At 65.2% G+C, this 12,902-nt stretch carries 12 protein-coding genes; 6 read left to right on the forward strand and 6 right to left on the reverse strand.

What is annotated here, in order from left to right; translation table 11 throughout:
• Positions 1 to 17 precede the first annotated feature (17 nt).
• From QWJ37_RS12735 to glyA, 5 genes are all read right to left on the reverse strand, one after another.
• Positions 18 to 857, reverse strand: a complete 840-nt coding sequence (locus tag QWJ37_RS12735; RefSeq protein ID WP_227904170.1) for an ABC transporter permease — start codon at positions 855 to 857, stop codon at positions 18 to 20.
• Positions 854 to 1,738 carry an ABC transporter permease gene (locus tag QWJ37_RS12740; protein ID WP_341482035.1) on the reverse strand — a complete coding sequence of 295 codons (885 nt, stop codon included), beginning with the start codon at positions 1,736 to 1,738 and terminating at the stop codon, positions 854 to 856. The genes QWJ37_RS12735 and QWJ37_RS12740 overlap by 4 nt, the downstream gene beginning before the upstream one ends.
• Entirely contained in the window at positions 1,731 to 2,696 is a 966-nt protein-coding gene (locus tag QWJ37_RS12745; protein WP_227904169.1) for an ABC transporter ATP-binding protein, read from the reverse strand. The genes QWJ37_RS12740 and QWJ37_RS12745 overlap by 8 nt, the downstream gene beginning before the upstream one ends.
• A gap of 80 nt (positions 2,697 to 2,776) precedes the next feature.
• Positions 2,777 to 3,784, reverse strand: a complete 1,008-nt coding sequence (locus QWJ37_RS12750) for a bifunctional methylenetetrahydrofolate dehydrogenase/methenyltetrahydrofolate cyclohydrolase (RefSeq protein ID WP_227904168.1) — start codon at positions 3,782 to 3,784, stop codon at positions 2,777 to 2,779.
• 20 nt (positions 3,785 to 3,804) lie between these two features.
• A complete protein-coding gene (gene glyA, locus QWJ37_RS12755) occupies positions 3,805 to 5,094 on the reverse strand; it encodes a serine hydroxymethyltransferase (protein ID WP_227904188.1) in 1,290 nt (429 codons plus the stop codon).
• A 297-nt stretch (positions 5,095 to 5,391) separates the two neighbouring features.
• Between glyA and QWJ37_RS12760 the strand changes: the two genes are divergently transcribed.
• A complete protein-coding gene (locus QWJ37_RS12760; RefSeq protein ID WP_290245461.1) occupies positions 5,392 to 6,528 on the forward strand; it encodes an FAD-dependent oxidoreductase in 1,137 nt (378 codons plus the stop codon).
• Here the strand turns inward: QWJ37_RS12760 and QWJ37_RS12765 are convergent.
• The gene (locus QWJ37_RS12765; RefSeq protein ID WP_290245462.1) at positions 6,488 to 7,033 is read right to left on the reverse strand and encodes a GNAT family protein; all 546 of its coding nucleotides are present in this window, start codon (positions 7,031 to 7,033) and stop codon (positions 6,488 to 6,490) included. The genes QWJ37_RS12760 and QWJ37_RS12765 overlap by 41 nt on opposite strands.
• A 46-nt stretch (positions 7,034 to 7,079) precedes the next feature.
• Between QWJ37_RS12765 and purU the strand changes: the two genes are divergently transcribed.
• From purU to mmsB, 5 genes are all read left to right on the forward strand, one after another.
• Positions 7,080 to 7,961: a formyltetrahydrofolate deformylase gene (purU, locus tag QWJ37_RS12770; RefSeq protein WP_290245463.1), complete on the forward strand. Its 882-nt coding sequence runs from the start codon at positions 7,080 to 7,082 to the stop codon at positions 7,959 to 7,961.
• 31 nt (positions 7,962 to 7,992) lie between these two features.
• Positions 7,993 to 8,535 carry a gamma carbonic anhydrase family protein gene (locus QWJ37_RS12775; protein ID WP_227904164.1) on the forward strand — a complete coding sequence of 181 codons (543 nt, stop codon included), beginning with the start codon at positions 7,993 to 7,995 and terminating at the stop codon, positions 8,533 to 8,535.
• A 92-nt stretch (positions 8,536 to 8,627) separates the two neighbouring features.
• Positions 8,628 to 9,842: an ROK family transcriptional regulator gene (locus QWJ37_RS12780; RefSeq protein ID WP_227904163.1), complete on the forward strand. Its 1,215-nt coding sequence runs from the start codon at positions 8,628 to 8,630 to the stop codon at positions 9,840 to 9,842.
• Between the two features lie 190 nt (positions 9,843 to 10,032).
• Positions 10,033 to 11,598 carry a multiple monosaccharide ABC transporter ATP-binding protein gene (mmsA, locus tag QWJ37_RS12785; RefSeq protein WP_290245464.1) on the forward strand — a complete coding sequence of 522 codons (1,566 nt, stop codon included), beginning with the start codon at positions 10,033 to 10,035 and terminating at the stop codon, positions 11,596 to 11,598.
• Entirely contained in the window at positions 11,595 to 12,887 is a 1,293-nt protein-coding gene (gene mmsB / locus QWJ37_RS12790) for a multiple monosaccharide ABC transporter permease (RefSeq protein WP_290245465.1), read from the forward strand. Before mmsA ends, mmsB begins: the two co-directional genes overlap by 4 nt.
• Positions 12,888 to 12,902 lie beyond the last annotated feature (15 nt).

The raw sequence follows: 12,902 nt of genomic DNA on the forward strand, positions 1-12,902 counted from the left end.
CCGGCCCGGGCCGGCTCCTACTTCAGGAACAGCGCTTTCAGCCGGTTGGTGGTCATCGTCAGGCCTACGGCAATCATCACAACGAAGTAGAGCAGATGCCCCGCCGTTCCCCAGGTAAAGATGCCTACGCTGATCTGGCGCAGCAGTTCCACCCCGTGCCATAGCGGCAGCGCCTGGATCACTGACTGCACCGCCTCGGGATAAACACTGAGCGGATAGAAGGTTGCCGAGAGCAGGAACATGGGGAGCATGATCATGTTCACCCAGTCCAACTGCTGGAACGTCTTCATGTAGCTGGTGATGGCCATCCCGAAGGAGGCAAAGCCAAAAGCGATCACTACGGCTGCCGGGATCATCAGCAGTGCCCAGGGCGAGGTGATCAGCCCCATGGCTCCCATCACTGCGGTGAAGCCGGTGGCATACATGGCACCGCGCAGCAGGGCCAGGAAGATCTCCCCCATGGCAACATCCAGCGGCCCCAGCGGGGTGGACAGCATGCCCTCATACAGGCGGGCGTAATTGAGTTTGAAGAACACGTTCATGGTGGAGTCATAGACGGCTCCGTTCATCGCTGACACAGCCAGCAGGGCCGGCGCGATGAAGTTCGCGTAATTCATTTCCTGTCCGCCCGGGCCGGCCACCGTGCCCACCAGCGCACCCAGGCCTATGCCCATGGCCACCAGATAGAGCACCGGTTCCACGAATCCGCTGACCATGATGGACCAGTTGGTGCCCCAGGTGGCTTTCAGTCCGCGGGCGATCACTGCCCGGATGTTCCGTCCGTACAGGGATCCGAGGAACCGGTCCTTGGGCACCAGTGTGGTGGGCGCTGTTCTGTTTTCAGCGTGCGCACTCATCCGGCCAGCCTCCTCGTGAAGTTGCGGCGGGCAAGCAGCAGGCCGACGGCGGTGAGAGCCAGCAGGTAGGCCAGATGCAGCACCGTCAGGGCCGGCGGTTCGGGATGCCCGTAGCTGAGCAGCCTGCCCAGCTCGGTGGAATGCCAGAGCGGGGAAATCCAGCCGATCCAGCGAACGCCCAGCGGCAGGGACTCCAGCGGAAAGAAGGTTCCCGAGAACAGGAACAGCGGCATAACGATAAACCGCTGGACCATGGCGAACTGCCCCTTGTCCTCCTTCAGCGTGGCGCTGAACGCCAGCAGCGGCATGCCGAAAGCCAGGCCCGCCAGCAGGGCGGTGAAGATCATAAGCCAGCCGGTTGCCGGCTGTACCACCGCGCCGAAGAGCAGCAGGAACAGGTAGTAAATCACCGTGGTGAAAAGGATGCGGACGGTCAGGCCCAGGACATGGCCCATGGCAATCTGCCCGCTGGCGAGGGGGCTGGCATTGGGACCGTAGTAGGTCCGGTGCCATTTGAACCCGCCCATGACGGTATAGGTGTTTTCCTCACTGGAGATCATCAGGGCCGCTGTGGCCACCAGGGCAGGGCCAAGGAACACCAGGTAGGACACCGTGGATCCGTCGGCACCGGGGAAACCTGCGTTCGAATTGCCGTCGATAAGGACAGCCAGCCCGGTGCCCATGCCCAGCAGGTAGACCGCGGGGGTCCCCACCGCCGTCATCAGCACGGTCCACTGGTAGCCGCGCATCCGGCGGATCCACATTTCGGCGTAGTAGAAGGCTCCGAAACGCCTCGCCTTGGCGGCCGTCTGCAGCGGGGTCAGCGGTGATCGCAGCCCCAGCACCTCATGCCGGGCGTCCCGGGTTGGCAGCTTAGTCAACGAGGCTCCTCCCGGTCAGGCGCAGGAATACGTCTTCCAGGGAGGAACGGCGTACCAGCGAGGTGATGGGACGCAGTCCCCGTCCGGTCACGGCCTCCAGGGCAGCCTCGCCGTCGTTGGCATAAATCAGCACGCGGTCCGGCAGCGTTTCCAGCCGCTCACCGATGCCCTCCAGCTCCGCGCCAACGGTGGTGTTCCGCTCCGATCCGAACCTCAGCTCCACCACTTCGCGGGTGGAGTGCTCGCGGATCAGGGCCGCCGGGGACCCTTCGGCCATGATGGTGCCTTTGTCCACCACAATCAGGCGGTCACAGAGCTGCTCTGCCTCGTCCATGTAGTGGGTGGTGAGGATCAGGGTCACGCCTGCTTCCTTGAGCCGGAAGAGCCGGTCCCAGAGGATGTGGCGTGCCTGCGGGTCCAGGCCGGTGGTGGGTTCGTCCAGCAGCAGGATCTTCGGGTCATTGATGAGGGACCGCGCGATGGTCAGGCGCCGCTTCATGCCGCCGGAGAGGGAGTCCACGCGGGCCTTGGCCTTATCGGTGAGCTGCGCGAATTCCAGCAGTTCGTCCGCCTTGGGCTGGAGATAGCTTTTGGGCAGGCCGAAATACCGCCCATAGGCCAGCAGGTTGTCCCGTACCCGCAGGTCTTCATCGAGGTTGTCCTGCTGCGGGACCACGCCCAGGTGGGCCCGCACCTCGGGTCCGTACGTGTTGGGGTCCAGGCCCATGATGCTCAGCTCACCGGAGGTCCGCTGGGAGACGCCGCCGATCATCTTCATGGTGGTGGACTTGCCCGCACCGTTGGGGCCGAGCAGTCCGAAGGACTCCCCCGGGGGTACATCAAAGGAGATGCCGTTAACGGCTGTGAAGCTGCCGTAGGACTTGGTCAGGTCCCGGGCGGAAATAACGTAGTCGGAGCGGGTTTCAGGGGCTTTTTTGCTTGCTGTGATCTGCGACACTCAGACAGCATAGTGGACGCAGTGCGGGCCGGCGCGCCTCTGCACGCACCGGCCCGTCACACATCCCTACGGAAACTTCCCTAGGCCAGGATTCCGGCCTTCCGCTCGGCCGCTTCCACAACGTTGGCCAGCAGCATGGCGCGGGTCATCGGACCCACACCGCCGGGGTTGGGCGAGATCCAGGAGGCGACGTCGGCGGCCGCGGGATCCACGTCTCCGGTAAGCGTGGTCTTGCCGGTCTCCGGATCCGTGACGCGGGTGACGCCCACGTCCAGGACAATCGCGCCCGGCTTGAGGTCCTCGGCCTTGATCATCTCGGGGAAGCCGGCAGCAGCCACCACAACGTCGGCGGAGCGCAGATGTTCAAAGAGGTCCACGGTCCCGGTGTGCGCCAAGGTGACGGTGGCGTTGATCGGCCGGCGGGTCAGCAGCAGCCCCAGCGGGCGGCCGACGGTGACGCCGCGGCCCACCACCAGCACCTTCTTGCCGGTCAGGGCAATGCCGTTGCGCACCAGCAGCTGCACAATCCCGTGCGGGGTGCAGGGCAGCGGGGAGGTCATGGGTTCGCTGACGTTCAGCACCAGGCGGCCCAGGTTCACCGGGTGCAGCCCGTCGGCGTCCTTCTCCGGCGCAATCCGTTCCAGGATGGCGTTGGTATCTATGTGGGCCGGCAGCGGAAGCTGGACTATGTACCCGGTGGTGGCCGGGTCCTCGTTCAGCTCGTCGATAACCTTTTCCAGATCCGCCTGGCTGATGTCGCCGGGCAGGTCGCGGCGGATGGAGTTAATGCCCACCTGCTTGCAGTCCTTGTGCTTGCCGCCCACGTAGGAGTGGCTGGCCGGGTCATCCCCCACCAGGACGGTGCCCAGCCCGGGGGTGATGCCGTGTTCATCCTTCAGCAGCCGGACCCGTTCGCTGAGCTCGTCCTTAATATCGCGGGCAGCGGCCCGGCCGTCCAGGATCCGGGCGGCTACCGGGGTGCCGAATTCCGTTTTCTCCTTCACATCCCAGCCCAGGTTCACGCCTGTTTCCTCGGGGGTTTCGGCGGGTGTTTCGGCGACGGGTGTCTTGGCAACACTGCCCTCCATGTTGGTTCCTTTCTCCACGGTTACCACTGCTCCTGTCCGGGGTAGAGGGGGAAGTTTTCCGCCAGCGCCGCCACGCGGGCGCGCAGCGCGTCGACGTCGGGGGCCGGCTTCAGTGCGGCCGCAATGATTTCGGCAACCTCGGTGAATTCGGTGCTGCCGAAGCCGCGGGTTGCCAGCGCCGGGGTTCCGATCCGCAGGCCGGAGGTGACCATGGGCGGTCGGGGATCAAAGGGCACTGAATTGCGGTTGACCGTAATGCCTACGGAGTGCAGCAGGTCTTCGGCCTGTTTCCCGTCCAGTGCCGAGTTCCGCAGGTCCACCAGAATCAGGTGGACGTCGGTGCCGCCGGTCAGGACCGATACGCCGTGTTCGGCCACATCGGGTGCGTTGAGCCGGTCCGCAATGATTCTGGCGCCTTCAAGCACACGTTCCTGCCGTTCCCGGAATTCCTCCGACCCGGCGATCTTGAAGGCCACTGCCTTCGCGGCAATAACGTGCATCAACGGCCCGCCCTGCTGGCCCGGGAAAACGGCGGAGTTCAGCTTCTTGGCATACTCCTGCTTCGCGAGGATCATGCCCGAGCGGGGCCCGGCCAGGGTCTTGTGCACCGTGGAGGTAACCACGTCGGAGGCCGGCACCGGGTTCGGATGGAGTCCCGCTGCGACCAGTCCGGCGAAGTGCGCCATGTCCGTCCAGAGGTAGGCACCCACCTCATCAGCTATGGAACGGAAAGCCTCGAAGTCCAGCTGCCGGGGGTAGGCGGACCAGCCGGCGACGATGACCTGCGGACGTTCGGCGAGCGCCTGCTCGCGGACCTTGTCCATGTCCACCCGGTAGCTCTGCTCATCCACACCGTAAGCGGCGACGTCGTAGAGCTTGCCGGAGAAGTTCAGCTTCATGCCGTGGGTGAGATGGCCGCCGTGGGCAAGGTTCAGCCCCATCAGCTTCTCCCCCGGCTGGAGCAGGGCGGCGAGCGCCGCGGCATTCGCGGAGGCACCGGAGTGCGGCTGGACGTTGGCGAACTCCGCACCGTACAGGGCCTTCACCCGCTCGATGGCCAGGTTTTCCGCTACGTCCACATGCTCGCATCCGCCGTAGTACCGGCGTCCGGGATAACCCTCGGCATATTTGTTGGTCAGCACCGATCCCTGGGTTTCCAGGACCGCCCGCGGCGCAAAGTTCTCCGAGGCGATCATTTCCAAGGTGCTGCGCTGGCGGGACAGCTCATCGTTCAGAACGGCCGCAATTTCGGGATCGACATCCGACAGGGGCGCGTTGGTGACGGGCTGGGTGGATACTCTCACGTGGATCTCCTGGGAACGGGGTCTCTATAGGTCAGGCTACCTGCCGGCACCCGGGCGAAGGACACACTCCGGGTACAGACAGTCTTGCGTGACCCGCGGCCCAGGCGTGCGATCCGTGGTCGAAGGCACCACAACAGGCACCCGTGCCGCTTCCTGGTGGTGACCCACCCGACGCCAGTCGCGACACCCCCATCCTAACCTCCCGGCCGCCGCTGCCCCGCTGTGTGACCGAAACAAACCGACCACGTTCCTGCCGGGCGAACCTGCCGGAATAGGGTCGGAGCCGTGGAAGTTATCTGAGGCATGGCAATGAAAGGGGTATCCGTGCAGACGGAGGTGGTGGTGATCGGCGCCGGGCAGGCAGGCCTGAGCGCGGCGTACCACCTGCGCCGCCGCGGCCTGGAACCCGGTCCCGGATTTGTGGTGCTGGATGCCAATCCCGGACCTGGCGGTGCCTGGCGGCACCGATGGGATTCGCTGACGTTCGGGGCCGCCCACGCCCTGCATGACCTCCCCGGTATGCCGCTGGGCACCCCGGATCCGGCAGAGCCTGCTTCCTCCGTGGTGACCCGGTATTACGGGCAGTATGAACGGGAGTTCGGGTTCGACGTCGTGCGTCCGGTGGCGGTGGCTTCCGTGTCCGACGGCGGCGGCGGCCGGCTGGCCGTGGCTTCCGTGCCCGACGGCGACGGCGACGGCCGGAGCTGGGACGCCCGGGCGGTTATCAATGCCACCGGCACCTGGGACCGCCCCTACTGGCCCTATTACCCGGGACGGGATCTTTTCCGCGGCCGGCAGCTGCATACCCATGATTTCCGCAGCGCCGCGGAATTTGCCGGCCGGCGCGTTGTGGTGGTGGGCGGCGGCACCTCCGCCGTACAGTTCCTGCTGCAGCTGCACCGGGCCGGGGCGCAGACCCTGTGGTCCACCCGGCGCCCGCCGGAGTTTACCCGGCGGCCGTTCGACGCCGAGTGGGGCCGGGCCGTCGAGGCCCGGGTCAGTGCCCGCACCCGTGCCGGGCTGCCGCCGCTGAGCGTGGTCGCTGCCACCGGACTGCCGCTGACGCAGGAGTATCAGGACGGCATTGCCGCCGGCATCCTGGTCTCCCGCGGCCCCCTGGAGAGCCTGGGCACGGACACGGTCCGCTTCGTGGACGGCTCGGAGGAGAAAGCGGACGTGATCCTGTGGGCCACCGGGTTCCGTGCCGCGCTGGAGCATCTGGCCCCGCTGCGACTGCGTGAACCCGGCGGAGGGATCCGGATGGACGGGGTCAGGGTGGCGCGTGAGCCCCGGCTGTTCCTGGTGGGCTACGGGGAATCCTCCTCCACACTGGGTGCCACCCGGGCCGGCCGTTCCGCCGCGCTGGCTGCAGTGCGGCTGCTGGAAGCGGAAGGCAGCCCTACCGCGGCTGTTCCAGCTCTTCCCACTCAAAGCGGGTAACCGTTCCACGCTCCCAGTCCCGGCGCAGGATGGCGTAGACCACGGTGGCCACCCGGCGGCCGTCCTCGAGCGGCCAGTCCTCCCGGTAGTGTGCCTCCTTCAGGAAGCCCGAGCGCAGCAGTGTCTTGCGCATGGCCACGTTGTCCTCGCGGGTACGGCCGGCAAATCGGTGGATGCGGGGATAGTCGCTGAAGACTTTTTCCGTCAGTGCCTGCAGCACGGGCACCGCGTTTCCCCGCCCCCGGAACCGTTCCACCAGCCTCAGGTCCAGCATGGGCGTGGGGGTATCCAGTTCCTCCAGGATGACCAGGCCCAGCCGGTGGTTGTCTCCGATCACCCAGTAGGTGCGCACGGTATCCCCAACGAAGCGCCCTTCCATCAGCAGCCTCCGGACCAGGCCTTCGGAAGGCGCCTTGATCCGGTGGTAGGGAAAACTGTTGGTGGTGAGGAACCGGACGAGTTCCTCCTCATCCTTGTCCGAAAGCGGCAGGAACGTCACATCCATGAGCCCAACCCTAAGCCAAGGCGGCAAAGCCGGTAACCTAGCTAGGGTGACCAAATTGATTCCTCCCCTGCCCGCAGGCGCACGTACAGGCGCCTACACACTCACCCTTTCCTGCCCTGACCGGCCGGGAATTGTGCATGCAGTGAGCGCCTCGCTCGTGGCAGCGGAAGGCAACATCACCGAGTCGGCGCAGTACGGCAGCCCGGAGACCGGGTCCTTTTTTATGCGGGTGGAGTTCACCTCGCCCCGTTCCTATGAGCAGGTGCACAGCGAGCTGTCCGCCGTTGCCGGCGGCTTCTCCATGTCCTGGCAGCTGCACCGTGCCGGCCAGCGGGTCCGCACCCTGATTATGGCGTCCAAATCCGGGCACTGCCTCAATGACCTGCTGTTCCAGCAGCGGGCCGGCACCCTGCCGGTGGAAATCCCCGCCATTGTCTCCAACCACCGCGACCTTGAGCCGCTGGCAGAGTTTTACGGTGTGCCCTTCCACCACATTCCCGTAACACCGGAGACCAAGCAGCAGGCCGAGGACCACCTGCGTGCCCTGATGGCCGAACTGGACATTGAGCTAGTGGTCCTGGCCCGCTACATGCAGATCCTGAGCAACGAGCTCTGTGCCGACCTCTCCGGCCGGGCAATCAACATCCACCACTCCTTCCTGCCCTCGTTCAAGGGCGCCCGGCCCTACCACCAGGCGCATGCCCGCGGCGTGAAGCTCATCGGCGCCACTGCCCACTACGTCACCTCGGACCTGGATGAGGGCCCGATCATTGAGCAGGAAGTGATCCGGGTGGACCATGCCCGTTCCGCCGCCCAGCTCGCTGCCCTGGGCAGCGACGTTGAAGGGCGGGCGTTGTCCAAAGCCGTGCAGTGGCACGCCGAACACCGCGTCCTACTGGACGGCATGCGGACCATCGTCTTCAACTAAGACGCCGTCCACCCCGGCTAGGCTGTGTGCCATGGCACACATTATTGAGTTCCGGGGCAAGTCCCCCTCCGTTGATCCCACCGTTTTCCTCGCCCCCACCGCGTCACTGATTGGCGATGTCACCATGGCGCCGGATTCCAGCGCTTTTTACGGCGTGTGCGTTCGCGGCGATTCCAACAGCATCACGGTGGGAGCGGGCACCAACCTGCAGGACAACGTGGTGCTGCACGCTGATCCCGGCTTCCCTACATCCGTCGGGGAACGCGTCAGTGTGGGCCACAATGCCGTAGTCCACGGCTGCACAGTGGAGGATGACTGCCTGATCGGAATGAGCGCCACCGTTATGAACGGCGCCGTCATCGGCGCGGGATCGCTCGTGGCGGCCGGCGCCCTGGTGCTTGAGGGAACCGTGGTGCCTCCGCGTTCCCTGGTGGCCGGCGTCCCGGCCAAGGTGCGCCGCCCGCTCTCCGACGAAGAGTTTGCCGGCGTCCGGGCCAACGCCGAGAACTACCGGCAGACTGCCGCCGAACACCGCAGTGCCGTCGCGGCCGCACAGCCGCCGGCAGCTGGCTGAACCGTGGCCCCGGAGGCAGGGACGCGAGTGCCGGACACCGTCATTGCGTTCACTTCTTGACGCCAACTGATGTGATGTAGCACTCTGAACTAATGCCAGCCGACCTATCCTCACCGTCGAGGAACCCCCTGACTCCGGAACCGGTCACCGCCAAGCCCGGTTCCCAGAGTGCCCTGCGTGCCCGCAACCGCCAGCGCATCATCGAGGCACTGGTTGCTTCCGGACCGCAGACCCAGGCCGAGCTTTCCCGCCAGACCGGACTCTCCAACGCCACCGTGTCCAACATTGTGAAGCTGATGCACCAGAACCGGCTGGTGAGCACCGAGCCCACCACCAGCTCCGGACGCCGCGCCCTCTCCGTCCGGCTCAATGACACCGGCGCGGTGGCCGCAGGCATCGACATCGGCCGGAGCCACGTCCGCGTGGTCTTGGCCTCGCTCAGTTACCGGATCCTGCAGGAGAAATCCGTCCGGCTTCCGCTGGGCCACTGCGCCTCTGAAGGCATGGACGCGGCAACGGAACTGCTGGAGGAGCTGCTGGAACGCCAGGGCGTGGACCGCAGCGCCCTACTGGGCGCCGGCGTCGGCATTCCCGGACCCATCGACCGGCGTACCGGAACCGTGGTGCAGGGCGCCATCCTGCCCGAATGGGTGGGCATCAACATGCGGCAGGACCTGGCCGAACGGCTGCGCGTCCCCGTCTTCATCGACAATGACGCCAACCTCGGCGCCCTGGCCGAGGTGACCTGGGGTCCGCACGGCGGCACCGAGAACCTGATCTTCATCAAGGTGGCCACCGGCATCGGCGCCGGGCTGATCATCAACGGTTCGCTCTACTACGGCAACGTGGGCATTACCGGGGAAATCGGCCATGCCACCATCTCCGACCAGGGCCTTATCTGCCGCTGCGGCAACCGCGGCTGCCTGGAAACCATCGCCTCCACCGCCATCATGACCGAGTTGCTCAGCCGCAGCAGCCAGGAACCCGTGGGGACCGCGGACATCCTCGCCCGCGCCGCCGCCAGGGACCCGGCAACCCTGCGGGTCATCGACGACGCCGGCATGGCAGTCGGGCGGGCCGCGGCCAACCTCGCCAATACGCTCAATCCCGAACTAATCGTTGTGGGCGGGTCCCTTGCGGACCTCGGTGACACCTTCCTGGAGCCGATCCGGCGCGGCCTGCTGCGCCACGCCGTGCCCATGGTGGATGAGACCTCCACCGTAATGATGTCCTCGCTCGGGGAGCGTGCGGAAGCCCTCGGTGCAGCCGCCCTGGTGCTGCAGGAACAGGGCGCCCCGGTCCGCTGACCCCCCGGAAATACGCGGTATTGCGTTCAAGACTTGACGACAGTGCCTATGACCATGTTAACTGCCTTATCGACCCACATGTGGGTCATCTCACGACAAAGAGGTCACACGGAGGCACTCATGCGAGCAGCAGCAGCTCCGGCAGAACACGCATACTGCGCGCCCTGCCCCGGCAGCAGGGACACCCTGCATGTCGGCTAATCCATTCATTCTGGAAATGGACTCCATCACCAAGGAGTTTCCCGGCGTTAAAGCCTTGTCCGACGTCTCACTGAAGGTCCGCGCCGGCGAAATCCACGCTATCTGCGGCGAAAACGGCGCCGGCAAATCCACCCTGATGAAGGTCCTCTCCGGGGTTTACCCCTACGGCACGTACACCGGCGAGATCTCCTTCCAGGGCCGTCCCGTCCAGTTCCGCGACATCCGCTCCAGCGAAGCTGCCGGCATCGTCATCATCCACCAGGAACTTGCCCTCATCCCGGAGCTCTCCATTGCCGAGAACATCTTCCTGGGCAACGAACCCACCCGTTTCGGAGTCATCAACTGGGACCGGATCAACTTCGAAACCCTGGACCTGATGGAACGCGTGGGCCTTAGCGAAGACCCCGCCACTCCCGTCAAGGAACTCGGCGTAGGCAAGCAGCAGCTGGTGGAAATCGCCAAGGCGCTGAGCAAAAAGGTTCAGCTGCTCATCCTGGACGAGCCGACTGCCGCACTGAATGAAACCGATTCCCAGCACCTGCTGGGCCTGATGTCCGGCCTGCGGGACAAGGGCATCTCCTGCATCATGATTTCGCACAAGCTCAACGAAATCGAGCAGATCTCCGACTCCATCACCATCATCCGCGACGGCAAATCGGTGGAAACCATCGACGTCGCCGCTGAAGGAGCGAACGAGGACCGGATCATCCGCGGCATGGTGGGGCGTTCCCTGGAATCCCGGTTCCCGGACCACACCCCCAATATCGGGGGAACCTTCTTCGAGGTCCGCGGCTGGACCGTGGGACACCCGTCCGTGGCGGACCGGCTGGTCTGCAAGGGCTCGGACTTCCACGTCCGCCGCGGCGAAATTGTGGGCTTCGCAGGGCTGATGGGTGCCGGCCGCACCGAACTGGCACGCTCCATTTTCGGCCGCTCCTACGGAAACTTCATCTCCGGCCAGATCATCAAGGACGGCAAGGAAATCACGCTCAAGAGCGTGCACTCCGCCATCAGCCACGGCCTGGCCTACGTCACCGAGGACCGTAAGACACTCGGCCTGAACCTGCTCGATGACATCAAGGCCACCACCGTCTCGGCGGACCTGAAAAGGATCACCCACGGCCTGGTGGTGGATGACGACGCCGAGTTCCGCCACGCCGAGGAGTACCGCAGGAACCTGCGCACCAAGGCACCGACGGTGGATGAAGGCGTCGCCAAGCTTTCCGGCGGCAACCAGCAGAAGGTTGTGCTGGCCAAGTGGATGTTCACCGACCCGGATCTGCTGATCCTCGATGAGCCCACCCGCGGCATTGACGTGGGTGCCAAGTATGAGATCTACGGGATCATCCAGCAGCTTGCCAACCAGGGCAAGGGAGTCATCGTGATCTCCTCGGAGCTGCCCGAACTGCTGGGCCTCTCGGACCGCATCTACACCATTTTTGAAGGGGCCATCACCGGCGAGGTCTCCAAGGCGGAAGCCAGCCAGGAGAACCTCATGAGGCTCATGACCTCCCCCACCAAGAAAACCTACGCCACTCAAGGAACCCTTTCATGAACGCCTTCAAGCAGCTCCTGAGCGGCAACGGCCGCCAGTTCGGGATGATCTTCGCCCTGGGCATCCTGGTCGTCCTCTTCCAGGTACTGACCGGGGGCAAGACCCTCACGTCCACGAACATGATCAACCTGTTCAACGGCAACTCCTACATCCTCATCCTGGCCGTGGGCATGGTCTTTGTGATCATCGCCGGGCACATCGATCTCTCCGTCGGTTCGGTGGCCGCGTTCTCCGGCATCGTCGTGGCCATGGCCATGCGTGACTGGGGGCTGCCCTGGTATGCCGGCATCATCCTGGGACTGCTGGTCGGTGCCGCAATCGGCGCCTGGCAGGGCTTCTGGGTCGCCTACGTCGGCATACCGGCGTTCATCGTGACGCTGGCGGGCATGCTGATCTTCCGCGGAGCCAACCAGTGGGTCGGCAAGTCCAACACCGTGCCGGTCCCCTCCGAATTCCAGTTCATCGGTGCCGGCTACCTGCCCGAGGGCGGGCCCATCCCGAGCTACAACAACCTCACGCTGCTCCTCGGCCTGATCCTGTGTGCCGCCGTCATCTACGGTGAAATGCGCAAGCGCGGCCGCAATGCCAAGCTGGGCACCGTCAACCCGCCGGCCTGGGTCCCCATGGTGAAGATCGGCCTCCTTTGCGCCGTTATCCTCTACGCAACGTACCTCTTCGCCACCGGCCGTCCCGGCACCTCGTTCCCCATCTCGGGCATCATCCTCGGTGCACTGGTGCTGTTCTACGGTTTCGTCTCCAACAAGACCATCCTGGGCCGCCACGTCTACGCCGTGGGCGGCAACCGGCACGCAGCGGAACTCTCCGGTGTGCAGGGCAAGAAGGTGAACTTCATGGTCATGATGAACATGTCCATCCTCGCCGCCCTGGCCGGCATGATCTTCGTGGCCCGTTCCACCGCCTCCGGTCCGTTTGACGGAACCAACTGGGAGCTGGACGCCATTGCCGCTGTCTTCATCGGCGGCGCCGCAGTCTCCGGCGGCGTCGGCACCGTTGTCGGCTCCATCGTCGGCGGACTGGTGATGGCCGTGCTGAACAACGGCCTGCAGCTGCTGGGCGTCGGCGCGGATACCACCTCCATGATCAAGGGCCTGGTCCTGCTGCTCGCCGTCGCCCTGGATGTCTACAACAAGACCCAGGGCCGGCCCTCCATTACCGGGCTCCTGATGCGCAACTTCGGTGGGAACAAGCCGGCGCCGGCTCCCGCAGCCGTGGATGCCACCCCCGAAATGCCCACGGGCACCAAAACCGTCATCTCCACCGACGCCTAATCCTTTCCACTGACT

It is taken from the genome of Arthrobacter sp. YD2, from assembly GCF_030410475.1.
Taxonomy (GTDB): domain Bacteria; phylum Actinomycetota; class Actinomycetes; order Actinomycetales; family Micrococcaceae; genus Arthrobacter_B; species Arthrobacter_B zhangbolii.

Bases quoted from the DNA above. Each gene is read 5' to 3' on its own strand.
- mmsA (WP_290245464.1), top strand. From the start codon at position 10,033: ATGTCGGCTAATCCATTCATTCTGGAAATGGACTCCATCACCAAGGAG.
- QWJ37_RS12780 (WP_227904163.1), top strand. From the start codon at position 8,628: ATGCCAGCCGACCTATCCTCACCGTCGAGGAACCCCCTGACTCCGGAA.
- QWJ37_RS12775 (WP_227904164.1), top strand. From the start codon at position 7,993: ATGGCACACATTATTGAGTTCCGGGGCAAGTCCCCCTCCGTTGATCCC.
- QWJ37_RS12750 (WP_227904168.1), bottom strand. From the start codon at position 3,784: ATGGAGGGCAGTGTTGCCAAGACACCCGTCGCCGAAACACCCGCCGAA.
- QWJ37_RS12765 (WP_290245462.1), bottom strand. From the start codon at position 7,033: ATGGATGTGACGTTCCTGCCGCTTTCGGACAAGGATGAGGAGGAACTC.
- QWJ37_RS12735 (WP_227904170.1), bottom strand. From the start codon at position 857: ATGAGTGCGCACGCTGAAAACAGAACAGCGCCCACCACACTGGTGCCC.
- mmsB (WP_290245465.1), top strand. From the start codon at position 11,595: ATGAACGCCTTCAAGCAGCTCCTGAGCGGCAACGGCCGCCAGTTCGGG.
- QWJ37_RS12760 (WP_290245461.1), top strand. From the start codon at position 5,392: ATGGCAATGAAAGGGGTATCCGTGCAGACGGAGGTGGTGGTGATCGGC.